General features: G+C 67.1%; 20 protein-coding genes. 15 read left to right on the top strand and 5 right to left on the bottom strand.

Annotation, left to right across the window (positions count from 1 at the left end; translation table 11 throughout):
* Nucleotides 1–2: 2 nt before the first annotated feature.
* Nucleotides 3–1,448 (bottom strand): polysaccharide biosynthesis C-terminal domain-containing protein, encoded by a 1,446-nt coding sequence (locus METLW3_RS0104665; RefSeq protein ID WP_024878813.1) that lies wholly within the window; start codon nt 1,446–1,448, stop codon nt 3–5.
* Between the two features lie 270 nt (nt 1,449–1,718).
* Here METLW3_RS0104665 and METLW3_RS0104660 point away from each other — a divergent pair, with 270 nt between their 5' ends.
* From METLW3_RS0104660 to METLW3_RS0104645, 4 genes are all read left to right on the top strand, one after another.
* Nucleotides 1,719–3,518, top strand: coding sequence for a hypothetical protein (locus METLW3_RS0104660; protein ID WP_024878812.1), 1,800 nt, complete (start codon nt 1,719–1,721; stop codon nt 3,516–3,518).
* Nucleotides 3,515–4,483 (top strand): glycosyltransferase family 2 protein, encoded by a 969-nt coding sequence (locus tag METLW3_RS25120; protein WP_051465376.1) that lies wholly within the window; start codon nt 3,515–3,517, stop codon nt 4,481–4,483. Before METLW3_RS0104660 ends, METLW3_RS25120 begins: the two co-directional genes overlap by 4 nt.
* Nucleotides 4,480–5,769 carry an O-antigen ligase gene (locus METLW3_RS0104650; RefSeq protein WP_026597826.1) on the top strand — a complete coding sequence of 430 codons (1,290 nt, stop codon included), beginning with the start codon at nt 4,480–4,482 and terminating at the stop codon, nt 5,767–5,769. The genes METLW3_RS25120 and METLW3_RS0104650 overlap by 4 nt, the downstream gene beginning before the upstream one ends.
* A 94-nt stretch (nt 5,770–5,863) precedes the next feature.
* Nucleotides 5,864–6,790, top strand: a complete 927-nt coding sequence (locus tag METLW3_RS0104645) for a DUF6492 family protein (protein ID WP_024878810.1) — start codon at nt 5,864–5,866, stop codon at nt 6,788–6,790.
* A 78-nt stretch (nt 6,791–6,868) separates the two neighbouring features.
* On the opposite strand, the gene METLW3_RS0104640 is transcribed toward METLW3_RS0104645, so the two are convergent.
* The gene (locus tag METLW3_RS0104640; RefSeq protein ID WP_084484876.1) at nt 6,869–8,131 is read right to left on the bottom strand and encodes an MFS transporter; all 1,263 of its coding nucleotides are present in this window, start codon (nt 8,129–8,131) and stop codon (nt 6,869–6,871) included.
* 119 nt (nt 8,132–8,250) lie between these two features.
* Entirely contained in the window at nt 8,251–9,627 is a 1,377-nt protein-coding gene (locus METLW3_RS0104635) for a glycosyltransferase family 1 protein (protein ID WP_024878808.1), read from the bottom strand.
* A 37-nt stretch (nt 9,628–9,664) separates the two neighbouring features.
* Here METLW3_RS0104635 and METLW3_RS28090 point away from each other — a divergent pair, with 37 nt between their 5' ends.
* The 8 genes from METLW3_RS28090 (at nt 9,665) to METLW3_RS0104590 (ending at nt 15,742) form a co-directional block, all read left to right on the top strand.
* Nucleotides 9,665–9,844 carry a hypothetical protein gene (locus METLW3_RS28090; protein ID WP_024878807.1) on the top strand — a complete coding sequence of 60 codons (180 nt, stop codon included), beginning with the start codon at nt 9,665–9,667 and terminating at the stop codon, nt 9,842–9,844.
* A 38-nt stretch (nt 9,845–9,882) separates the two neighbouring features.
* Complete coding sequence (locus tag METLW3_RS0104625; RefSeq protein ID WP_051465375.1) at nt 9,883–10,626, top strand: response regulator; 744 nt, start codon at nt 9,883–9,885, stop codon at nt 10,624–10,626.
* Nucleotides 10,623–12,101, top strand: a complete 1,479-nt coding sequence (locus METLW3_RS0104620; RefSeq protein ID WP_024878805.1) for a HAMP domain-containing sensor histidine kinase — start codon at nt 10,623–10,625, stop codon at nt 12,099–12,101. Before METLW3_RS0104625 ends, METLW3_RS0104620 begins: the two co-directional genes overlap by 4 nt.
* 141 nt (nt 12,102–12,242) lie before the next feature.
* The gene (locus METLW3_RS0104615) at nt 12,243–12,608 is read left to right on the top strand and encodes a cytochrome c (RefSeq protein WP_024878804.1); all 366 of its coding nucleotides are present in this window, start codon (nt 12,243–12,245) and stop codon (nt 12,606–12,608) included.
* A gap of 60 nt (nt 12,609–12,668) precedes the next feature.
* A complete protein-coding gene (locus tag METLW3_RS0104610; RefSeq protein WP_024878803.1) occupies nt 12,669–12,863 on the top strand; it encodes a hypothetical protein in 195 nt (64 codons plus the stop codon).
* An 86-nt stretch (nt 12,864–12,949) separates the two neighbouring features.
* Entirely contained in the window at nt 12,950–13,582 is a 633-nt protein-coding gene (gene queE / locus METLW3_RS0104605; RefSeq protein ID WP_024878802.1) for a 7-carboxy-7-deazaguanine synthase, read from the top strand.
* On the top strand, nt 13,579–13,956 hold the full coding sequence (locus tag METLW3_RS0104600) for a 6-carboxytetrahydropterin synthase (protein WP_024878801.1): 378 nt from the start codon (nt 13,579–13,581) through the stop codon (nt 13,954–13,956). The genes queE and METLW3_RS0104600 overlap by 4 nt, the downstream gene beginning before the upstream one ends.
* Nucleotides 13,957–14,485: 529 nt before the next feature.
* The gene (locus tag METLW3_RS0104590; protein WP_024878799.1) at nt 14,486–15,742 is read left to right on the top strand and encodes an Hsp70 family protein; all 1,257 of its coding nucleotides are present in this window, start codon (nt 14,486–14,488) and stop codon (nt 15,740–15,742) included.
* Between the two features lie 7 nt (nt 15,743–15,749).
* On the opposite strand, the gene METLW3_RS0104585 is transcribed toward METLW3_RS0104590, so the two are convergent.
* On the bottom strand, nt 15,750–17,102 hold the full coding sequence (locus tag METLW3_RS0104585; protein ID WP_024878798.1) for an ATP-binding protein: 1,353 nt from the start codon (nt 17,100–17,102) through the stop codon (nt 15,750–15,752).
* Entirely contained in the window at nt 17,099–17,761 is a 663-nt protein-coding gene (locus METLW3_RS0104580) for a response regulator transcription factor (RefSeq protein WP_024878797.1), read from the bottom strand. Before METLW3_RS0104580 ends, METLW3_RS0104585 begins: the two co-directional genes overlap by 4 nt.
* A gap of 132 nt (nt 17,762–17,893) precedes the next feature.
* On the opposite strand from METLW3_RS0104580, the gene METLW3_RS0104570 reads away from it, so the two are divergent.
* Genes METLW3_RS0104570 through METLW3_RS0104560 form a run of 3 tightly spaced genes read left to right on the top strand, consistent with a single transcriptional unit; the run spans nt 17,894 to nt 23,496 of the window.
* Nucleotides 17,894–19,018, top strand: coding sequence for an efflux RND transporter periplasmic adaptor subunit (locus METLW3_RS0104570; protein WP_024878796.1), 1,125 nt, complete (start codon nt 17,894–17,896; stop codon nt 19,016–19,018).
* Between the two features lie 12 nt (nt 19,019–19,030).
* Nucleotides 19,031–22,171: a CusA/CzcA family heavy metal efflux RND transporter gene (locus METLW3_RS0104565; protein ID WP_024878795.1), complete on the top strand. Its 3,141-nt coding sequence runs from the start codon at nt 19,031–19,033 to the stop codon at nt 22,169–22,171.
* Nucleotides 22,168–23,496 (top strand): TolC family protein, encoded by a 1,329-nt coding sequence (locus METLW3_RS0104560; protein WP_024878794.1) that lies wholly within the window; start codon nt 22,168–22,170, stop codon nt 23,494–23,496. Before METLW3_RS0104565 ends, METLW3_RS0104560 begins: the two co-directional genes overlap by 4 nt.
* The last annotated feature ends 150 nt before the right edge of the window (nt 23,497–23,646 follow it).

Below are 23,646 nucleotides of genomic sequence, written 5' to 3'. Positions count from 1 at the left end.
GGCTAAGCGGCTTCGCTTCGACAGGCGCGCGCGCCGAGGCGCCGCGCCACGCCGCCGATGAGCGCGCGCGCTTCCGCGAGATCGAAGGCGAGAGCGATCGGCGCATAGGCGGCGACGCCAGCGCCCACCAATAGGATGAGCGCGAGCGCCGGCGGCAGCGCCGAGACCTTCGCCGAAAGCATGTGGACTGTGGCCGCCATCACCGCCGTCGCAGCGCCGACGAGCGCGAGCCGGCCGAACGGCAGCGGCATGGCGAAAGCGGCGCGGCTCAGCGCATAGGCTTGCGCGCAGCCGAACATTTCGGCTGCGAGCCGCCCCCACACCGCGCCGGCGAGGCCGAAGCGATAGATCAGCAGCGCCGAGACGATGAGATTGAAGGCGAGGATCGAGCCCGTATTGATCAGATAGAAGCTGTTGCGGTTGGAGAGCAGAAAGCTCGTGTGCAGATATTGCTGCGTCAGAATCTGGAACACCACCGCCATCGCCAGAATGGGCATAGCCCAGCTCCCGGTCTCGCGAAACTCCGGCCCGAGCACGAGATCGGCGATCTGCGGCGAGACGAGCGCGAAGCCGACGCAGGCCGGCAGCGCCACGGCGAGCAGCAGCTCCATTGATTTTTCCAGATGGCGGCGCGCCTCCGCCTCGCCACGCTCGGCCAGCAGCCGCACGGCCATGGGGACGAAGGCGGTGGAGACGCTGATCGCCGGAATGATGAGCGCCTGCCGCACGAGATCGACGCTGGCGCCGTACCGGCCGGCGTCGGCGACGCCGGAAAGCTCGGCGAGCAGAAAGCGATCGGCGACGCTCGCCAGCGCCATCAGCGACATGGAGAAGGTGAAAGGCAGGCCGGCCTTGGCGATCTCGACGAGGCGCGCGCGATCGAGCTTCGGCCGGGCGTCGCCCCAGGAAGCGCGCCAGAACAGCGCCGTCGCCGCGACCAGCGCAATGGAAGATGAGACCAGCAGCGCCGCTCCGCTGGCGCTCGCGAAAGCGACAGCGACGCCGAGCGCCGAGACCAGCAGCGCGCGATAGACCGTGCCGCGCAGATAATCGACCGCCTTCTGCGCCGCGCGCAGAGATTCCTGGCTCGTCTCATAGAGAGTGACGGCGAAGGCCAGCATAACGGCGGCCGCCGAGACCGGCGCGGCGAGGCCCGTCATCCGCGCCACGGAAAAGAACAAAGGAGCGGCCGGCGCGAGCAACGCCATTGCCGCGAGGATCGCGCCGCGAATATCGGCGCCGTCGCCCTTCGCCTGCTCGCGCAATATGGCGAGCTTCAACGCGCTCGAGAGCAGAGTGGCGAGAAGCGTGGCGAAGGCGAAGCCCAGCAGATAATCGCCATAGGCCGCGACGGCGAAGACGCGCGTGAACACGATCGTGTTGAGCAGGCCGAAGATTGCGGAGAACACATTGGCCGCGAAATAGACGACGGTCTGCCTGGCGAGCATGGGCGCTGCTGTCCTTGTCCTTTAGCGGGGAGCCGCTGCGCCATTCTGGGACGCACATTCGGCCGGCGTGCAAAAATCTCGAAGATTCATGCCAGCGGGCGGCGGGATGCACGCTGGCATGGTTTCTTCTTCTTTACGGCGGGCTGGCGTTTTTTGCGCCGATTTGAAACCGAGTCGAAAGCCTGAGCTCGAGAAGAGATCGCGGCCCCCGGAACAAAGCCTTAAACTGAGCGTGGTGTGATTATGCGTGAGCGTGAGCGAGTCGAGGATATGAATTCCACTCCGGTGACGATCGGCGAGAGCTTCGGCTGGCTGCATCACGCGGACGGCGACCGCGGCGTCGTCATGTGCGCCTCCATCGGCTATGAAGGTCTCTGCGCGCATCAGTCCTGGCGTTTGCTCGCCGATCGTCTGGCGGCGGCGGGCCTCCCCACTCTGCGCTTCGATTATCCGGGCGAGGGCGATTCCCTCGGCGATCCTGCCGATCCGGCGATCGTCGACGCCTGGCGCGAGCAGATTCGCTTAGCTGTGCGCTGGATGCGCGAGGTGATCGGCGTGCGCGAGGTGGCGCTAGTCGGCCTGCGTCTCGGCGCGACGCTCGCGGCCGAGGTCGGCGGCGTCGAGCGCCTGGCGCAGATCGCGCCCGTGGTGAAGGGCTCCTCCTATCTGCGCGAGCTCAAGATGATGGCGCGCGTTCTGGCGGCGAGCGGCGCGACGCCGGAGGCGAGCATCGCCGCGGCGACGAGCGGCGACGATATTCATCTCGAAGGATTCACAATCAACCAGCCCATGGCGGCGGCGGTGAAGCGCATCGATCTGACGCGGCTCGAGGCAGCGCCGGCCCAGCGCGTGCTGGTGCTGCACGATCCGGCGGCGAAGCCGGCGCCGGACTATCTGCAGCGGCTCCAATCGCTCGGCGCCGCTGTCGAGACGCGCGCGCTGCTCGACTATCGCGCGCTGACGCCGGCGCCCATGCCGGCGCCGCCGCCGCTCGAGGATCTCGACGCCGTCGTCGCCTTCGCCAGCGAGGGCGCGGGCGCGGCGCTGACCGCTCGGCCGCCGCAAGGCGCGCTCGCCACAGAGCATTTCATCGAACGGGGCGTCGTGTTCGGCGAGCATCGACAGCTCGCCGGCGTGCTGTGCCTGCCGCGCGGCAAGCCCAAGATGACGGTGCTGATGCTCGACACCGGCGCCAATCACCATATCGGCTGCGGCCGCTCTACTGTCGATTTCGCCCGCGCTCTGACGCGTCTCGGCTTCGCCTCGCTGCGCATGGACACGCTCGGCATAGGCGATTCCGCCGTCGTCGAAAACGGGCCGCGCGCCGCTCTCTATGACGCGGCGCGCGCGGAGGATGTCTCGGCCGCGCTGGACTTTCTCGAAATGCGCGGGCTCGAGAATGTGACGCTCTATGGCGTGTGCAGCGGCGCGGCGCTCGCGCTCTACGCCGCCCTCGCCGATGCGCGCGTGAAGACCCTCGCGCTCGCCAATCTCCAGGTCTTCGGCAAGGTCGAGGGCGAAGAGCGCGAGAAGCTGCTCGAGATGGGCTTTGCGGCGACACACACATACGTCAGCAAGGCGATGAGCGCCCGCGCTTGGGCGCGCGTCGCCAATGGCGAGGTGTCGCTCGGCAAGCTCGTCGATATCGCTTCCGCTCTGCTCCGCCGCAAGGCTTCGGCCCTGGCTGGAGCGCTCGCGCAACGCCTCGGCCTCGCGCATGGCAAGGCGCGCGAGGCGCGAGCCAATTTCTCGAAGCTGGCGGCGCGCGGCGTTCGCATCCTCATGCTGCATGGCGACCATGACGTCGGCAGAGAGGTGATGGACGTCTGCTTCGGGCCGGACGCGCGTTTCCTGAGACATCTCCCCAATGTCGAGATCGACGTCATCGACGGCGCCGATCACGCGCTCTCTTCCGCGCTCTCGCGAGAGGCGCTGCTGGAGAAGATGAGTTTTTTTCTCCAGGCGGCCGCCCGCGACGCGGATCCCGGCCGCGACAATCACAGAGCGATGGCGAGCGCTCTGACCATGGCGACGCTCGGCGCCTTCACCCTGATGACGAATCTGGAATGACACAAATTTCTCGACCTCTCCTCGAATCCATCGGCGACGCCTCTCACGTCGAGGCAGTCGTCTGCATTCCGACCTTCCGCCGTCCCGAAATGCTTCGGACGACGCTGGAGTCGATCGAAGCGCAGACGACGCAAGTCGCCTTCGCCGTCGTCGTCGTGGACAATGACGCGGCCGCGCCAGTCGGCCTCGATGTGGCGCAATCCTTCTTTCGCGACGGCCGCCTCTCCGGTCTCGCCGCGGTGGAGCCGCGCCAAGGCAATGTCCATGCGATCAACGCGGCCTTTCGCCTCGCGCGGGAGCGCTATCCCGCGGCCAAATATTTCTTGATGATCGACGATGACGAACGCGCCGAGCCGCAATGGCTGGAGGAGATGGTCGCCAGCGCGCGCCAGGGCGCCGATATCGTCGGCGGCCCGGTGACGCCCATCTTCCCGGAGGAGGCGAAGCCCGCCTACCGCGATCATCCGGTGTTCTGGCCCGCCTTCGGCGAGACCGGCCCGGTGCCGATCATCTATGGCACCGGCAATTGCCTGCTGCGGCGCGAGGTGTTCGACGGGCTCGCCGAGCCAACGCTCGATACGAGATTCAATTTTCTCGGCGGCGGCGACACGGAATTCTTCACGCGCTGCCGCCGCGCCGGCTTCACCTTCTTCTGGCGCCAGGAGGCGCAGATCTATGAGCAGGTGACGCCGGGCCGGCTCGCGCTCGGCTGGGTGCTGCGCCGTAGCCTCGCCACGGGCGCGATCAATTACAGCATCGATCGCCTCGCGGCGCGCAGCCTGCGCCAGCGTCTGCTGCTCATCGCCAAGAATCTCGCGCTCGGCCCGGTCTCGCTGCAACGCGCGCTGCGCATGCTGCGAGAGTCCAAGCATCCGCTCGCCGCCACGCATCCGATCGGCATTGCCGTCGGCCGGCTGCTGGCCTCGGTCGGCGCGATGCCGCAGCCCTATCGCTATTCCTCATGACGGATATGAGCGCCTCCTCGGCCGGGGGGCTGGATGAGATCGACGGCCGCGGAATCCTGTTCTGCGCCATTCTGCTCGTCGGCTGGATCACCTTCTCGCCTTTCGCCGATCTCGCTTCGCCCGAGACGCTGGAGCTGGCGGAAGGCCGCGACTTTCAGCTCTACGCCGCCTTCGGCCTGATGGCTGCGGCGTCCTTCTTCTATATTTGGCGGACCGATCGGCCGGCGCTCGCCGCCCTCGCCACGCCCACAAATATTGCGCTGGCCGGCTGGATCGGCGTGACGCTCGTCACCTCACACGAGATATCCAACTCGCTGAAGCGCGTGGTGATGTTCGGCTGCGTCGGGACCTGCTGCCTCTCGCTCTTCCTATTGCCGCGCGGCCGCGACGATCTCGCCAAGCTATTGAGCATCGTAGCGCTCATCATCGTCGGCCTCTCCTATTTCGGCCTCGTCTTCCTGCCGCATTACACGATCCATCAGGCGACCGACATCGGCGAGCCGCAGCTCGCCGGCGATTGGCGCGGCGTGTTCGGCCATAAGAATGTCGCCAGCGCCGTTTTCTCCATGCTGACCTTCATCGGCATTTTCGTGCTGCGCGCCGGCCGCACGGCCGAGGGCTGGGCGATCTTCGTCCTCTCGCTCGTCTTCGTGCTCTGCTCGGGCGGCAAGAGCTCGACCGCGATCTGCATCACGACGATCTTGCTCTCGCTGCTCGCCGAGCGCACGCGCAATGTCGTCCTGTGGTCGATCATCGTCTTCTCGCCGCTGGCGCTGCTGAATTTCTTCGGCATAGGCTCAATTCTCTTCCCGCAGCTCGGCGCGATCGCCGCGGCGCTGCCGCTCGACGCCTCCTTCACCGGCCGCACCGATATTTGGACCTTCGCCATTCCCAAGGCCGGCGAGACGCCGATCTTCGGACATGGGCTCGGCGGATTCTGGGCCACTGCGGCGCTGCGCTTCGGCGGCGAGGACACGACGATCTGGGCCGGCAACGCGGCCCATGCCCATAATGGCTATCTCGACACAGTGCTGGCCATGGGCCTGCCGGGACTGGCCTTCGCCTTCGCGGCGCTGATCGTGCAGCCGGCGCGCGACGTTCGTCGCGTCTGCGCGCGCGGCGACGAGCCGGCGGTGTCATTGCTTTTCCTGCAGATTTGGATGTTCAGCCTCTATCTCAATTCGCTCGAGAGCTTTCTGTTCGATCGCGCCAATCCTGGCTGGATCGGCATGCTCTTCGCCCTCTTCGGCATTCGCTTTCTCGCCGAATTCAAGATTCGCGGCTGACCGGCCCGGGCTTTGCGACCTCATGCGAGAAACCGGACGACTGTCCCAATCTGGCACGGCGGCGGCCTGCTCCAATGTCATCGGGGGAATGCCTATGGAACGACCGATCGCGCTCATCACGCCCACCCATCGCGCCGACCGCGAGCGCTTCGCGCTGCTCTGCGAGAGCATAGACCGCCGCCTCACCGGCTATGAGCGGCACTATGTCATCGTCAATGACGACGATATGGAGCTGTTCGCGGAGTTCGCCGGCCCGCGCCGCGTCATTCTGCCCTGCTCGCGCTTTCTGCCGCGCTGGCTGCGGCTGGTTCCGCCCTTCCTGATGCGCAACGGGCGCCGCGTGTGGTGGTCCTTCCGCTCGCGGCCTGTGCATGGCTGGCACATTCAGCAGATGCTGAAGATCGCCGCCGTGCTGCAATTGCCGGAACAACGCTTCTGCATCGTCGATTCCGACAATGTCATTATCCGCCGTTTCGATATCGGCGCCTATGCCGGCGGCGCGCGCTCGCCGCTCTATATCGCGCGCGGGGCGATCTCCGCCGATGCGCCGCTGCACGCCAAATGGATCGCCAATGGCGACCGGCTTCTGGGCCTGCCGCCGAGCAGCTTTCCGGCCGACGATCACATCGGCAATCTCATCGTCTGGGACAAGGACGCCGTGCGCGCGATGACGCGCGCGATCGAGGACGCCACCGGCGTCGATTGGTTCTTAGCGCTGTGCCGCACGCGCGCCTTCTCCGAATATCTGCTCTATGGGCAGTTCGTGCGCCATTCGCCGCGGCTGATGGCGGCGCATGAGATCGTGCCGCAGAGCCTCGCCGTCGCCTATTGGGACGAGGAGCCGCTCGATCGCGCCGGCCTCGCCACACTGCTCGACGGCGCCTCGACATCGAAGATCGCGCTCTGCGTCGAATCCTTCTCGCGCACGCCAGTGCAGGCCATACGCGAGGCGGCCGGCCTCGCCCTACCCGCGGCCGCTTCGCCCTTCGCGCCGCGGCTCGCCGGCGGCGCCGCCGCCTGATAGGCGATCGGTCGGATTATCGCTTCGCGCAGCCTTCGCCGCCTTCCTTCTCCCCGCAAGGCGGGGAGAAGGAGATTGTCAGCGGGCGCGCTCCGCGTCGATACGCGAGGCGGAGCGCGTCTCCGGCATCAGCGCATAGACGATCAGCGAGCAGAAGATCGCCGCGCTGATATAATAATAAAACCAGCTCTCGCGCCCCTCGCTCTTGAACCAGAGCGCGACATATTCGGCCGTGCCGCCGAACAGCGAGACCGCGATCGCATAAGGCACGGCGACGCCCGTCACCCGCACCGAGGCCGGAAACAGCTCCGCCTTCACCAGCGCATTGATCGACGTATAGGCGCCGACGATGAGCCAACCCGCCAGCACCAGCGCGAAGGCCGTCCATGGATCGCGCGCGGTCTGGATCGCCGTCATCAGCGGCACAGTGAAGAGCGTCCCCAGCACGCCGAAGGCGATGAGCAGCGGACGCCGTCCCACGCGATCGGACAAAGCGCCATAGGCCGGCTGCAGCGCCATGGCGAAGACGAGCGAGCCGGCGCTGATCCACGTCGTCTGCGCATCGCTCAAACCTGCAGAAAGCTTCAGGAATTTCTGAATGTAGGTGGTGTAGACATAGAAGGCGAGCGTGCCGCCCATGGTCAGCCCGACCACGGTCGCCGCCTCGCGCGGATAAGAGGCGAGCGCGCGCAAGGAACTGCGGCGCCGCGGCGACGCCTCGGAAGTGAACGCCTGCGTCTCCTCGAGATCGCGCCGCATGAGCAGCGCGAACAGCGCCAGCCCTGCGCCGATCGCGAAAGGAATGCGCCAGCCATAGGCGCGCAATTCCTCCGGCGTGAAGACGAGATTTTGCAGGACGAGCAGCACCAGCAGCGCCGTCAGCTGCCCGCCGATGAGCGTGACATATTGAAAGCTCGAATAGAATCCGCGATGGCGCGAGGCGGCCATCTCGCAGAGATAAGTGGCCGACGACCCATATTCACCGCCGAGGCTGAGGCCTTGCAGCAGCCGCGCGAAGAGGAGCAGCGCCGGCGCCGCCGCGCCTATGGTCGCATAGCCGGGCGTGGCGGCGACGATGAGCGAGCCGAGGCACATCAAGAGAACGGATAGCGTCAGCGCGCGCCGGCGCCCGAAACGATCGCCGATCTCGCCGAACAATGCGCCGCCGATCGGCCGCATGAAGAAGCCGAGGGCGAAGACGCCGGCGCTCGACAGCATTTGCGCGACCGGATCGTCGCCCGGAAAGAAGGAATTGGCGAAATAGAGCGAGAAAGCGGAATAGACGTAGAAATCATACCATTCGACGAGATTGCCGAGCGAGCCGATGATGATCGCCTTCAGTCGGCGCGCGGCCCCGGCGAGGCTCTCGTCTTCGCCCCCCGTCGGCCCCTCGCTCGTCTCCGGCAAAACCGCCCTCGCCTCTCACGACACGTCGCGAGAGACTATGGGCCGGCGCCGGCTCAGACGCAAATCCGCGCATCGGCGCGGAAGCCGCCGCGCTCGAAGCGCCATTGAAAGGCGTCGGCGCGGATCATGCCCAACAGCTCCTGCGTCGACTCGCGCCAGGTGACGATCCGCGCCTCGTGGTTCTGCGTCGACCAGTTCCGCATCAGCGCCTCGCGAAGCCGCATGGAGAGCGCAGCTGCGTCGAGCGGCGGGAAGAAGGTCGCGCCTTGGTCGGCGATCTCGCGATGCGCGGGAATGTCGCTGGCGATGACTGGGAGCCCGTGAAAGGCCGCCTCCGCCAGCGGCAGTCCGAAGCCTTCCGCGATCGAGGCCGAGACCAGCCCATGCGCCTGCGCATAGAGATGACGCAGAGAGGCGTCGTCGGCGTCATCGAGCCAGAAGAGCCGTCGACCATATTCCTCATGGTCGCGAATGCGGCGCGCGAGCATCCGCCCCTGCCAGCCGACGCGGCCGACGATGACATAGCGCGCATCGACTCCAGAGCGCCACAGCCGCTCGAAGGCTTCGAGCGCGATTGGATAGGCTTTGCGCGGCTCCAGCGTGCCGACGCTCAGAAAGAGCGGCGCACGGGTCGCCGCAATGGACGCCGCCTTGCGGCCGGGCGCGGCCTCCGTCGCGGCGAAATCCGCGCCGAGCCGCCACCAGCCGACGCGCCGCAGCGCATCCGCGGGATAGGAATGGGCGCGCAAATAGCCGACGAGCGATTGCGCCGTGCTCTGCGAGATGCAGACGATCGCGTCGCAGCTCGGAACCATCGTGTCGAACCAGCGCCGAAAATCGAGATAGAGTCCCGGGCTGATCGCGCCGGGATAAAGCAGCGGAATGAGATCATAGAGGCCGAGCACGTTCTGCCCGCCCTCGGCCGAGACGCGGCGCATGATCGGCGCATATTCGTCGACGTCGTGAAAGCTCGCGTCGAGCATCAGAAGCTTGTCGCCCGGCGCGATCTCCACCTGCGGCGGCAGAGCGGCATGGCTGTAATAGGAGACGAGCCGTCCCTCCTCTATGACGACGGGAAGGCCGGCGCCGCTGGCGACCGCCCAGCGCGCGATCTCCCGCACCACGCGCTGTATGCCCGTCTCGAGCCCGTAGCGGTGCGTCGCCGTCATATCGACGAGCACGCGCGGCCGTTTCATCGGCGCGGCGAAATCCGTGAGAGGGGCTCTCGGCTCCGCTCTCCGCGCAGGGCGCCGATACGCGCCGTCATGCAGATGCGCGAGGCCTGCGAGCCGCGTGAGCGTCCAATAGAACTCCTTGGCTCTGACATAGAGAAAGCGGCTCACCGGATCGAGCTCATAGGTCGCGCGGTCTCGAAAATCCTCGAGAGCTTCCCTCGCCAGATAAGCGGCGATGCGAGACGCCTGATCCATTCGACCCTCCTCGACTCCACGCTCGCCGGAGCCCCGCATGGAAGACGCAGCAGGGGCGCGGCGCGATCCACACTGTCGCGCGCCGGCTTTTCCGCAGTTTTTCCGGTTTTTCGCGGCGGGTGTCCGAACGGAGGCGCGCGGCGTCTCGAAAAGGGCGAAAAAACGCCTTGCTCGCGTCCGCAATCTCGTCGACCTGGAAACGATCGAGACACATTGACGGGATAGGTCTCGACTCCGCGACGGAAACGCCGCCGCATGATTCCCGCTGGTGCGCTCGACGTGACGAAGACAGACGCGATCCTCCTTGTCGAGGACGACGCCGAAATCGGCGAATTGATCTCTCGCTATCTGCAGACCCATCAGATCGACGTCGCCGTCGTCGCCGATGGCGCGACGATGGACACGGCGCTCGCCAAGCGCGAGTTCGATCTCGTGATCCTCGATCTCAATCTGCCGGGCGAGAACGGCCTCTCCATCTGCCGCCGGCTGCGCGCCGACCGCAATCTGCCGATCGTCATCGTCACCGCGCAGGGCGAGGATGTCGACCGCATTCTCGGGCTCGAGATGGGCGCCGACGATTATCTGGTGAAGCCCTTCAACCCGCGGGAGTTGCTCGCGCGCATCCGCTCCGTGCTGCGCCGCGCGCGCGCCGCCTTCGCCAGCCGCGACGAGACGAGCTCGCGCTATTATCTCTTCGAGGGTTGGCGCGTCGACATAATGGCGCATCAGGTGACGACGCCCGCGGGCACCAAGGTGGCGCTCACCAGCGCCGAATTCGATCTGCTCTATGCGCTGTGCGAGCGGCCCAATCGCGTGCTGACGCGCGACCAGCTCATCGATCTGACGCATGGTCCGACCGCCGGTCCCTTCCAGCGCAGCATAGACGTGCTCATCAGCCGGCTGCGGCAGAAGATGGAGAGCGACCCGAAGAACCCGCGCTATATTCAGACCATCCGCTCGGAAGGCTATTTGTTCACGCCGCAGGTGGTGCGCGCGTGAGACGATTTTGGCGCGCGCTGCGGCCCGATCATCTCGCCGGGCAGATCGCCATTCTGGTGCTCGCCTCCATCGTGCTGTTTCACGCCTGCGTGACGATCGCGGTGCATTTCTTCCACGATGAGCGCGGCGGCGCTCGCGAGGAACGGGCGCCGCCGCGATCGCATGTCGCTTCCGTAGAGACGGCCGCCGCGCTCGCCTGGGCCTTCGATCTCGCGACCGTCGCCGACCGCGAGCGGCTCATCGCCGTTTTCGACGATTTCTCCCACGGAATGCGACCGAGCCTCACGGCCGAGCGTCCGCCCGCGGCGCAGGCCGCCCGCAGCGATCCGTCGCCGATTTCGCTGCGCGGGCGGCTGTGGCCCGACGCGGAGATCTTCGGGATCGCGCCCGACGGCCGTCGCCTCGCCATAGCGCTACGCAAGGGCGGCTATCTGACGCTCACCCCGATTTCGCGCGAATCGCGACGGGAGAATTTCGGCGACGGCGGCCCGCGCGGACCGCCGCCGGGCGATTTTTCACGCGCGCAGCCGGGAGGCCCGCCGCCTCCGCAGCCGCAGGGCGGTCCGACGTCCACGCCCGATCTGCCGCCCCCCATGGGCATATGGCTGGGCTCGGCGTTCTTCTTCCTCATCTGCGCCGCCATATTGACGCTTTGGACGTCGAGCGCCGTCGTCGCGCCGCTCGTCGAGCTCGCCCGCCGGGCCGAGAAATTCCCGAGCGAGTCGGGCGAGAGCGAGCTGCTGGTGGAAAAAGGCCCGCAGGAGGTGCGCGACCTCACGCGCTCGCTCAACCGCATGCAGGCGCGCATCTATTCGATGATCGCGGCGCGCTCGCGCGTCCTGGCGGCGATCAGCCATGATCTGCGCACCATCATCACCCGCATGCGGCTGCGCGCCGAATTCATCGACGACGAGACCTTGCGCGCCAAAATGCTGCACGACGTCGATCTCATGGATTCGATGCTCTACAAAAACCTCCTCTTCCTGCGCGAGGAGCGCTATCGCCATACGCAGGAGATCGTCGATCTCGACAGCGTTCTGCAAACGGTGGCCGATCAATTCGCCGATCTCGGCCATGAGGTCGCCTATGAGGGCGACGGGCGGCGCATGGTGATCGGCTCGCTCGTCGATCTGCAACGCGTCTTCGCCAATCTCGTCGAGAACGCCGTCACCCATGGACGGCGCGTCGTGATCGCCGTCGCGCGCGCCGCCGATGACGGCGTCCAGATCGACGTCTCCGACGATGGTCCGGGCATTCCCGACGCGGAAAAGGCCGAGGTCGTCGAGCCCTTCGTGCGCGGCCGGCCAGGGCGCAATCTCAACGAGCACGCCGGCTTCGGCCTCGGTCTCTCCATCGTGCGCGCCCTGGTCGAGGAGGCCGGCGGCTCCCTGCGGCTGCTCGATCGCGAGCCGCATGGCCTCGTCGCCAGGGTGACGCTGCGGCCGGCCGAGAAAGCCGAGGCCGGGGCGGCCTGATCGGCGCCTGCGCCTGCGCTGTCTGGTCGCGGCCCCTCGGCGCGACCCGCGATTCTCGGCGGCGCGGATTCGTGGTCTCATGGTTCTTCTGCGAGTCGGGCGACGCGCCCGCTCTCGCGACGAGCCGAGGAGGAGCCCCGCATGAAACTCTCGCGCCACCTCTTTCCGTCGCTGGCCCTGCTCGCGGTTTTTTGCGCGCCGGCCGACGCCGCCGACGCCGCCCATGGCAAGCGCATCGCCGAGCGCTGGTGCTCCGCCTGCCATGTGGTGACGAGCGCCCAAAAGACCGCCAACGCCGACGCGCCCTCGTTCGCCGACGTCGCCCAGCGCCGGACAGACGCAAAGGCTCTGGCCAATTTCCTCGTCGATCCGCATCCCAAAATGCCGGACATGCATCTGTCGCGGCGGGAGATCGACGATATCGTCTCCTATATCCGCAGCCTCGGCCCACGCCCGCGCGCGCCCGAGCCGGGCATAGACCGCTATGAGCGGCCGAAGAACGGGTGAAGCGACAGAGCGCGCCTTCCATGATAGGCTCTGCGCCATGATCCTCGGCCGGAGCCGCTCATGAAGGTCGAATTGACTCCCGACGCCGCCCAGGTGGAAGCCGCGCTGGCGGCCGGCCGCTTCGCGAGCGCGGAAGAGGCGATCCGTTACGCCGTCGATCGCATCAAGCTATCCGAGCTGCGCGCCGAACTGGCCGCGGCCGAGGCGGAAGGCGGAGCCATCGACGCCGACGAGGTGAAGCGCTTCGCCCTCTGATCCCGACGCTTGAAAAATTTCGCCCCGCTGGACCCCCGCCGCGCGAGGCCCTAATCAGTCCCGATCGCTCCACGGGACCCGAAACCATGGCCTATGCGGTCAAGGAAGCCTTCAAGACGCTGCAGGGGGAGGGCCGCCATTCCGGGCGGGCCGCCGTCTTCTGCCGTTTTGCCGGCTGCAACCTCTGGAGCGGCCGCGAGGCCGACCGGAACGCCGCCGACTGCCGCTTCTGCGACACGGATTTCGTCGGCGTCGATGGCGAGAATGGCGGCAAATTCGTAGATGCCGAGGCTCTCGCCGCCCATTTGGCGAGTCTCTGGGGCGAAAACCGCGAGCGGCGTTTCGTCGTCTTGACCGGCGGCGAGCCGATGTTGCAAATCGACCCCGCGCTGCTCGATGCGCTCCACGCCGAGGGTTTCGAGATCGCGATCGAGACCAATGGGACGATTCCCGTCCCGCCAGCGGTCGACTGGATCTGCGTCAGCCCCAAGGCGGGCGCGCCGCTGGTCCAGACCAGGGGCGACGAGCTCAAGCTCGTCTATCCGCAAAAAGGCGCCGAGCCGGAGCTGTTCGAAGGGCTCGCCTTCGACCATTTCCTGCTCCAGCCCATGGACGGGCCGGAGAGTTTGCGCAATACGAAAGCGGCGATCGACTATTGCCTCGCGCATCCGCGCTGGCGGTTCTCGCATCAGACGCATAAGGCCATCGGGGTGAAATGACGGTTCTGTTCGAAGTCTATCGGGAGTTCTGCTTCGAGGCGGCGCACGCCCTCTACGATCCGGATCACCCGACCGGCGGGAAATACCGCAATCTGCACGGGCATTCCTTCCGCGTGCGGGTGACTTTGCGCGGCCCGCGCCAGGACGGCGACGAATGGGTCATGGATCTCGGCAAGCTCGGCGCGCGGCTGCAGCAGCTGCGCGAGCGTCTGGACCATTCCTTCCTCAATGAGCTGGAAGGCCTCGGCAAGCCGACGCTCGAAAATCTCTGCGTCTATATATGGAAGGACCTCGAGCCCTCGCTGCCGGCGATCCACGAGGTCGGCATTTTCCGCGACACCTGCAATGAAGGCTGCGTGCTGAAGAAGCAGTGAGGGCGCCCACCCTTCCCTTCAGGGGGAGGGTCCGATCGCGAAGCGGTCCGGGGTGGGGTGCAACGGCAAAGACTCGGGGCGTCACCCCCTCCCGAGCGCATTCGCGCGCCCCCCTTCGAGGACTATCGGATTCATGCATCGCGAAACGGTGCAGCCGTCTTGGCCGGGCTTGTCCCGGCCATCCACGCCAAGCGGTTGACAAAGCCAAATGAAAGCGCCTGCCATCGACGGATTCGTCCCTGGCAGCTGCTTCCGCGTCACGCCGAATTTTCAAGCCGCCGCGGCGTCCTGGCGTGGGTGGCCGGGGACAAGCCCGGCCAAGACGCCGGGGGATCGGATCTCGCCCCGCCCATTTGCAAATCCGCGCGAAAAATTGCAGTTTCCGCGCCAGATTTGGACGGCCGCCCTCCCCGCGGCCGCGCCTCAAAGCCGACAACCCCCATAGCTCCGTCATCCGACCGACCTTCGTCGGCGCGGCGGCGCGTTTTTCGCTCTGCGCTGGCGCGGCGACTATAAAGGAGACAATCGCGTGAGCCTCGCTTGCGGGATCGATTTTGGAACCTCCAACTCCTCCGTCGGCTATATGGCCGAGGGCGAGCCGAGGCTCGTTCCGCTCGAGGGCGACAGCGTCTCGCTGCCGAGCGCGATCTTCTACCCCGCCTATGGCGGCAAGCTCGGCTTCGGCCGCTCCGCCATCTCGCTCTATATCGACCGCGAGAACGGCCGTCTGTTTCGCGCCATCAAGAGCATTTTGGGCGGCTCGCTCATTCACGAAACCACCGCCGCCGGCGGCAAGCGCGTCGCCTTCACGGCGATATTGGGCAGCTTTCTGCGCCATTTGAAGGACAAGACCGAGCTGAACGCCGGAGCGCCGATCGAGAACGCGGTGCTCGGCCGCCCGGTCTTCTTCGTCGACGATGACGAAGCCGCCGATCGCACCGCGCAGGAGCAGCTCGCCGCGGCCGCCCGCGCGCAGGGCTTCAAGGACGTGCTCTTCCAATATGAGCCCATCGCCGCTGCGCTCGATTACGAGCGGCGCATCGAGCGGGAGGAGATCGCGCTGATCGCCGACATTGGCGGCGGCACCTCCGATTTCTCCATTGTGAAGGTCTCGCCGAAGAATCGGCGCAAGATCGACCGCAAGGACGATATTCTCGCCAATGCCGGCGTCCATGTCGGCGGCACCGATCTCGACTATCGGCTGAGCCTCAAGCAGGTCATGCCCTTGTTCGGCTATCAGACGCGGCAGAGGAAACGCCCCGAGCTCGATCTGCCCAATGGCTATTTCCACGATCTCGCGCAATGGCATCGCATCGCCTTCCTCTACAATAATAAGAGCCTCGAGGAATTAAAGCAGCTGCGCGCCATCGCCGCCGAGCCGGAGAAGGTCGAGCGATTCATCAAGGCGATCGACGATCGCGCCGGCCATCGCGTCGCCGGCGATGTGGAGGAGGCGAAGATCGTGCTCTCCGAGGCGGCGACCGCGGCGATCGACCTCGCCTATCTGGACGACGCGCTGCTGATCGAGACGTCGCGCGCGCTGTTCGAGGAGACGATCGCCAATGAATGCCGCAAGCTCACCGATTGTGTCGCGCGCTGCCTGAAAGCGGCAGGCATAAAGGCGGAGGAGGTCGATACGGTGTTCTTCACCGGCGGCAGCACCTTCATTCCGGCGATCGAGCGCGCCTGTCTCGTGCATACGCCGCAGGCCAAGATCGTGCGCGGCGACAAATTCGCCAGCGTCGGCGTCGGGCTGACGATCGATTCGGGATTGAAATTCGGCTGAGCCGCGCTCAACCCGCCGCAGGAGATTCGGCGGCGCCGGATAAATCCACCTCCACGCGCAGGCCGCCGAGCGCCGAGCGCGAGAAGCGCATATCGGCGCCATAGGCGTCGAGAACGTCCTGCACGATGGCGAGGCCGAGGCCGGCGCCGCCGGTCTCGTCGAGACGGCCGCCGCGACGGCGGATCAGCGCCTCGCTGCCCTCCGGCAGGCCCGGCCCGTCATCCTCGACGATAAAAAGCCCGCCCCCGAAAGAGATGCGAATGCGCTCGCGTGCGTGGCGGGCGGCGTTCTCCATGAGATTGCCGAGAATCTCCATCAGATCGACGCGATCGACGGCGATGCGCGCCTTGGGCGCGATGCGCATTTCGAAACGCGCCTCGGTCCCCGCCGAGGCGAGCGTGCGCGCCAGCGCGTCCACCACTTCGGCGACCGGCGTCGGCGCGCCGCCGCGCGCGACGCCGCGGCTGCGCGCCCGCGCCAGCTCGCGCGCGACATGGCGATGCATGGCGTCGCCGATGCGATCGAGCGAGCGAGCGATCTCGGTCTCGCCCTTCTCCCGCAAGAGCCGCGCATCGGCGGCGAGCGCGGTGAGCGGCGTCTTCAAGCCATGGGCGAGATCGGAGGCGCGATTGCGCGCCCGCTCTATTTCCTTGTCGCGCTCGTCGAGCAATCCGTTCACCTCGTCGATGAGCGGCCACACCTCCGGCGGCGCCGGCGAATCGAGCCGGCGACGACGCCCCTTGGCGATCTCGCTCACCGCAACGCCGAGGCCCGCGAGCGGCGCGAGGCCGAGCCCGACCTGAATCCAGGTGGCGAAGGCAAGGCCGATCGCGATGAGAAGGAGCGCGGCGAACAGCTCCGCCGCAAAAGCGTCCCGCGCGCGGGCGACGCCGGAGAGATCGAGCGCCACCAGCACGCGCAGGCGCGACGCCGCCGCCCCGCCGAGCGCGACGCAACGCTCGCCGCCGAGCAGCGCATTGCCCCAAGGCCCGCGCAGACGATGATAGGCGATGCGCTCGCCGCTCTCGCAGCGGCCGGAGATTTCCAGCGCCTCCTCGCCGAGCGAGGCGGAGCGCTCGACATCGCGGCTGTCGCCGCCCGCCACCTGCCAATAGAAGCCCGAGCGAAAGCGCGCGAAACGCGGGTCCGGCGTCGCGGTGATGACGCGCAGACGTCCATCGGAATCGACCGCGAGATCGGAGACGAGCTGACGGACATAGGTCTCTATGTCGTCGTCCATCGTGCGCTCGACATGATGCTCGAACAGCAGCACCAGCACGAAGCCGGCGAGCGCCAGCGCGCCGGCGATGGCGGCGGCTCCGAAGAGAAACAGCCGCAGGCGCAGCGAGCGCGTTCTCATCGGTCGAGATCGGGCATCAGATAGCCGAAGCCGCGCTTGGTCTCGATCGCCTGCGCGCCGAGCTTCTTGCGCACGCGGCCGATCAGCACTTCCACGGCGTTGGAGCTCTGCTGGTCATGGCCATAGACATGCTCGGCGAGGTCCGATTGCGGAACCACCTGCCCGCGCCGATGCAGAAGATAGGCGACGAGACGATATTCGATCGCCGTCAGCTCGACCGCGGCGTCGTCGATCTTGATGGTCATGCTACGCTCGTCGAGCGAGAGCGCGCCATTGCGCGTCACCGAGGAGGCGTGGCCGGCCGAGCGGCGAATGACGGAGCGCAGCCGCGCCAGCAATTCCTCCGGCTGGAAAGGCTTGGGCAGATAATCATCGGCGCCTGCGTCTATGCCGGCGACGCGCTCGCTCCAGGAGCCGCGCGCGCTCAAGGCCAGGACCGGCATGCGGCGGCCCTGCTCGCGCCAGCGCTCCAGCACGGCGAGCCCGTCGAGCCCCGGCAGGCCGAGATCGAGAATGACGGCGGCGAAATTTTCCGTATCGCCGAGAAACCAAGCCTCCTCGCCATTGGCCACGATATCCACGACATAGCCCGCCGCGCGCAGAGCTTTCGCTACGTCGCGGGAAATGCGCTCGTCGTCTTCCACCAGCAAAATTCGCATGAGCAGGGGCTGCGGTGCTATGCTCCGCTCGAACTTCGATCGTCGCGTCAGCGTCGAGTTCGAGCTCGTCAGCTTTTCGTCAGCTTCGATAAGCGAAATTGCGCGCCGACGCAAAGACCGGTTCCAGGCGGAATGAACATACAAAAGTTTCAGCATCTTGCCGTCATCGTCGGAATGGCCGGCGCGCTCCTCGCGAGCGTGGCCCGCGCCGCCGACGAGGTCTCCATCCCGCTTCGCGAGCAGGACATTCAAGCCGCCGGCATAGAAACGAAGCCGGTGGAGAAAAGCTCCGGCTCCGACGAGCTCGTCGTTCCCGGAACAGTGACGGTTCCGCCGCAGCAATTGCGCATGGTGGCGACGCCCGCCGCCGGCCTCGTCGAGACTCTGCTGGTCTCGCCGGACGAGGAGGTGAAAGCCGGCGATCCGATCGCGACCCTCAAAAGCTCCGAGCTGATCGAGGCGCAGCGCGCCTTTCTGCAGGCCGCCGCCGACGCCGCGCTCGCCAGTGAGAAGCTGCGCCGCGACGAGCAGCTGCACAAAGAGCGCATCATCGCCGAGCGCCGCCTTCTGGTCACGCGCGCGGAAGCCGCGCAGGCGCGCTCCGTGCTGGACGAGCGCGGCCAATTGCTGGCGCTGGACGGCATGAGCGAGCAGGCGATCGAATCGCTGCGCAAGGAGCGCAAGATGGGCGCGGCGCTCACCGTGCGCGCGCCCATGTCCGGCGTCATTCTGGCGCGGCATGCGACGGTCGGCGATCGCCTGATGGCCTCGGCGCCGCTCGTCACCATCGCGCGGCTCGATCCCATTTGGGTCAATCTGCAAGTTCCCATCGGCCGCGCCGCCGGGCTCGACCGCACGGATAAGGTCGTGCTGCCGAGCCATGGCGTCGAGGGAAAGCTGATCCGCATCGGCCGGACCGCCGATCCGGCGACGCAATCCATCACCGCGGTCGCGGAATTCTCGCCCGGCAAATCGCCGGTTCGCCCCGGACAGGCGGTGCAGGCTATTCTGCGCATCAAAGGAACCGGCGGGACGCTCTGGCGCGTGCCGGCCGACGCCGTGGTCCATTTCCGCGACAAAGACTGGGTATTTCTGCGCTCTGCGGATGGTTTCCGCGCCGTGCCGGTCAATCTCGTCTCGGAGACGCCGCAATATGCGTCGATCCAAGGACCGCTCGCCGTCGCCGATCAGGTGGCCACGCGAGGCATGCTGACGCTGCTCGCCGAGCTTGCGGCGAAAGACCCGAGCGCTAAGTGAGCGAAACGCGACATGCTCGATAAACTCATCCAAGCGGCGCTGGGCCAGCGGCTCCTGGTCTTTCTCGCGGCGATCGCTCTCGCCGCCTGGGGCGCGCACGCCTATTCCAAGCTGCCGATCGACGCTTTTCCGGACGTCGCGCCGGTGCAGGTGCTGGTCTCCATGCGCGCGCCCGGCCTGACGCCGGAGGAGCTGGAGAACCGCGTCACCGCGCCGATCGAGATCGCCGCGCGCGGCATTCCCAATCTCGTGCGCATGCGCTCGACGACGCGCTATTCCGTGGCGCTGCTCACTTTCGAGTTCGGCGAGGGCACGGATATTTTCTGGGCGCGCACGCAAGTGAACGAGCGCCTCGCCTCGGTCGCCGATCAGCTGCCGGCGGGCGCCTCGGGCGGGCTCGCGCCCATTGTCACCCCGCTCGCCGAAATGCTGATGTTCACCCTCGTCGGCGGCGGCCTCACGCCGACAGAGCAGCGCAGCCTCGTCGATTGGACCATTCGCCCCGCATTGCGCGGCCTGCTCGGCGTCGCCGACGTCAATGTGCTCGGCGGCTTCGTGCGCACTTTCGAGGTCGCGCCTTCGCCCTCCGCCATGGCGGCGCGCGGCATCACCGTGAAGATGCTGAAGGACGCGCTCGAGGAGAACAACCGCAACGACGGCGCCGGCCGCGTGCGCGATGGCGAGGAGGCGCTGCTGGTGCGCGCCGAGGGACGGCTGCGCACGCTCGACGACATACGCTCGGTGGTCGTCGCCGCGCGGTCGACCGGAATCGTGCGCGTCGGCGATGTGGCGGAGGTGCGCAATGGCGCGCTGGCCCGCAATGGCGTCACCACGCGCAATGGCGAGGACGAGGCCGTATGGGCGCTGGTGCTGGGCCTGCGCGGCGCCGACGCCAGCACCGTCGTCTCCGGCGTCAAGGCCAAGCTCGAGGAGCTGAAGCCGCGCCTGCCGGAAGGCGTGAAGGTCGATATCTTCTACGATCGCAGCGAGCTCATCTCCAAAGCCGTGTGGACGGTGCAGAAGGTGCTGATCGAGGCCATCGTCCTCGTCGTCATTCTGCTGTTCCTCTTCCTCGGCAATCTGCGCGCGGCGCTGGTCGTCTCGCTGATCCTGCCGCTCGCCGCGCTCTCCACCTTCGCCATCATGCGGCTCTATGGGCTCTCGGCCAACATCATGTCGCTCGGCGGCCTCGCCATCGCCATCGGCATATTGGTCGATTGCGCCGTCGTCGTCGTCGAGAATGTCGAGCATCGCCTCGCCGGAATGGAAAAGGCCGATCTGCAAGACCGCGTCCGCATCACCTATGAGTCGACGCGCGAGGTCGCCGGCCCGCTCGTCTCCGGCGCGGTCATCATCATCACCGTCTTTTTGCCGCTGCTCTCGCTCGAGGGGCTCGAGGGGCGGCTGTTCGCGCCGGTCGCGCTCACCATCGCCTTCGCCATGGGCTCGGCGCTCATACTCTCGCTCACAGTGGTGCCGGCGCTCGCCGCCACTCTGCTGCGCGCCGGCGGCAGCGACGAGCCCTGGCTGGTGCGCAAAATCTCCGCCTTCTACGATCCGCTGCTGGAGCGTGCGCTGCGCCGGCCCATGGTCGTCGGCGCGGCCGTGACCATCGGCCTCGCTCTGGCGCTGCTCGCCTCCAACCACATCGGCCAGACCTTCATGCCGGTGATGGACGAGGGCACGCCCGTCATCACCGTGCGCAAGCATCCGACCATCAGCGTCGACATGACCGCCGAGACCGATATGCGCATAGAGCGCGCGCTGATGGCGCGCGTGCCGGAGATCAAGGGCGTGATGGCGCGAGCCGGCGCCGACGAGCTCGGCATCGACCCCGTCGGCCTCAATGAGACCGACATGTTCCTGACGCTCGCGCCGATGGACAAATGGCGCGAGCCGAACATGGCCTGGCTGCTCGGCGAGATGCGCCAGGTGCTCGACAGCTTCCCCGGCATTTCCTACGCCTTCTCGCAGCCGATCGACATGCGCGTGCAGGAGATGATCATCGGCGCGCGCGGCGATGTGGTGGTGAAAGTCTTCGGCGACGACATAGACGAGCTGAACCGCCTCGCGCGTGAGATCGCCGGAACATTGCGCAAGATCGACGGCTCGCGCGACGTCTTCGCGCTGCAGAATGACGGAATGCGCTATCTCACCGCGCGCATCGATCGCCTGGCCGCCGGCCGCCTCGGCCTCAACGCCAGCGAAATTCAGGACGGATTGCGCGTATGGGTGGACGGCACGCAGGTCGGCCTCGTGCTCGAAGGCCCGGTCCGCACGCCGCTCGTCATTCGCGGCGATCCGGTGTCGCGCCGCTCGCCGGTGGATTTCGCACGCGTGCCGGTGGTCTCCGGCGACGGCAAGGTGGTGGAATTGTCGCAGCTCGCCGACATACGCGCAGAGAACGGCCCTATACAGGTTATTCGCGAGGAGGCGCGGCGCTACGCCACCGTGCTCTCCAATGTCACGGGACGCGATCTCGTCGGCTTCGTCGACGAGGCCAAGGCCGCAGTCGCCAAGGAGGTGCATACGCCGCCGGGCTATGAGCTGGTCTGGGGCGGGCAGTTCGAGAATCAGCAGCGCGCCTCGGCGCGGCTCGCCATCGTCGTGCCGCTGGCGCTGGGGCTCATCTTCCTGCTGCTCTATCTCACCTTCGGCTCCATGTCGCAGGCGGCGCTGGTCTTCTGCAACGTGCCTTTCGCGGCGATCGGCGGCGTCATCGGCCTTTGGCTCTCCGGCGAGTTCCTCTCCGTGCCCGCTTCCGTCGGCTTCATCGCGCTCATCGGCATCGCCGTGCTCAATGGCGTCGTGCTGATCTCCTATATCAACAAGCTGGTCGCCGAGGGCCGCGCCGTGCATGACGCGGTGCGCGAAGGCGCCCGGCGCCGCATGCGCCCGGTGCTGCTCACCGCAACCATCGCCGCGCTCGGCCTCGCGCCCTTCCTCTTCGCCAAGGGTCCGGGCGCGGAAATCCAACGGCCGCTCGCCATCGTCGTCATCGGCGGCCTCGTCACCGCCACCGCGCTCACGCTGCTGCTCTTGCCCATTCTCTACGATCGCTTCGACTTCAAGCGTCTGCTGCGCAAGCGCGCCGCGACGCAGCCCGCCACGACCACGGCGCCGGACTCCCGCTGGCGGATTCAGCGTCGATGAAAACCATGCGCTGCATTCCTCCGCTTCTTTCGACCACGCTCGTCCTTCTCCTCGCCGCGAGCGCGGCCGCGCAGACGCAGCCCAAGCTCACCGTCTCGCCGCTGCCGCCGGGCATAGAAGCGAAGGCGAAGCAGAAACCAAAGCAGAAGCCGCCGGGCAAGCCCTTCGGCCTCGTGCTCACGCGTCATCTCGATCAGGCGATCGGCATAGATGCGCAGAGCGCCGCGCTGGAAGCGCAACGCCGCGCCGTGGCCTCACGCTACGCCCAGGCCAATTCCTTCACGCCCGGCTCGCCCTATTTCGGCGGCTCGCGACAGGAGCGCGTCAAAGGCAATGTGCAGGGCTATCGCGAATCCGAGCTCGAGATCGGCATGCCGATCTGGCTGCCGGGCGAACGCGAGGCCTATGAGCTCAATGTCACCGCCGGCGTCGCCGAGATCGTCGAGCGTCTGGCGCTGCGCCGGCTCGATGTCGCGGCGCTGGTGCGCGACGCCTGGTGGACGGCGCAGCGCACGGCGAAAGACGCAGCCATCGCGCGCGATCGTCTGGCGACGGCGCGCGATATCGGCAATGACATGAAGCGGCGCGTCGAGCTGGGCGAAAACGCCGCGCAGGACGAATTGCTCGCGCGCAATGAGACGCTCGCCGCCGAGACGGAAGTCGCGCAGACCGACGCCGCCGCCAAGGCCGCGCGCGCCGCCTATGAGGTGCTGACCGACGGCTCCACGCCGGATGGAACGCTGGAGGCGCCATTGCCGGCGCGCCCGCCGGAGGATCATCCCGCGCTGCGCGCGCCGATCGCCGCGCTCGCCAAGGCGCAGGCGCAGATGCGACTGATCGAGACGGGCTTCATCGACAATCCGGAGATCGCCATCTTCGGCCGCAATGAGCAAGGCACAGAGCCCGCCACCGAAGATCCGATCCGCTCCAACAATAATACGGTCGGCGTGCGCTTTCGCATTCCGCTGCCGACGCCCGGCCGCAATATTCCGCGCATCGCCGAGGCGCAGGCGGAATTCGATCGCGCCAACGCCGAATTCGGCCGCGCGCAGAGGTTCGTCGCCGCGGAGATCAACGCCGCCCGCGCCGCCGTCGCCGCAGCGCGACGCGCGGACGGCCTCTCGGCCAAGCGCCTTTCGGTCGCCAGCGAGCAGTTCGATCTCGCGCGGCGCTCCTTCCGGCTCGGCGAGATCAACGCTTTCGATCTCTATCGCGTGCGCCAATTGCAGCTCGACGCGCAGCGCGCGCGGGCGAGCGCGGCCATCGATCTCGGCGTCGCATTGTCACGCTTGAATCAAGCCTTCGGCTACGCGCCGACTCTGTGACGCGTTTCGCCCTTCTGCGAAGCGCGCCCCCCCTCCCCCAGCCCTCCCCCGCTACGCGGGAGAGGGAGCAGGCTCCGCGCTTCATCGCTATTTCGCGTAACGCTCGCCGCTCCCCTCTCCCGCGTAAGCGGGGGAGGGTGAGGGAGGGGG

The sequence above is a fragment of the Methylosinus sp. LW3 genome (genome assembly GCF_000527115.1).
GTDB lineage: Bacteria > Pseudomonadota > Alphaproteobacteria > Rhizobiales > Beijerinckiaceae > Methylosinus.
Note: the sequence above shows the minus strand (reverse complement) of the source record. Positions and strands in the feature narration are given on the sequence as shown.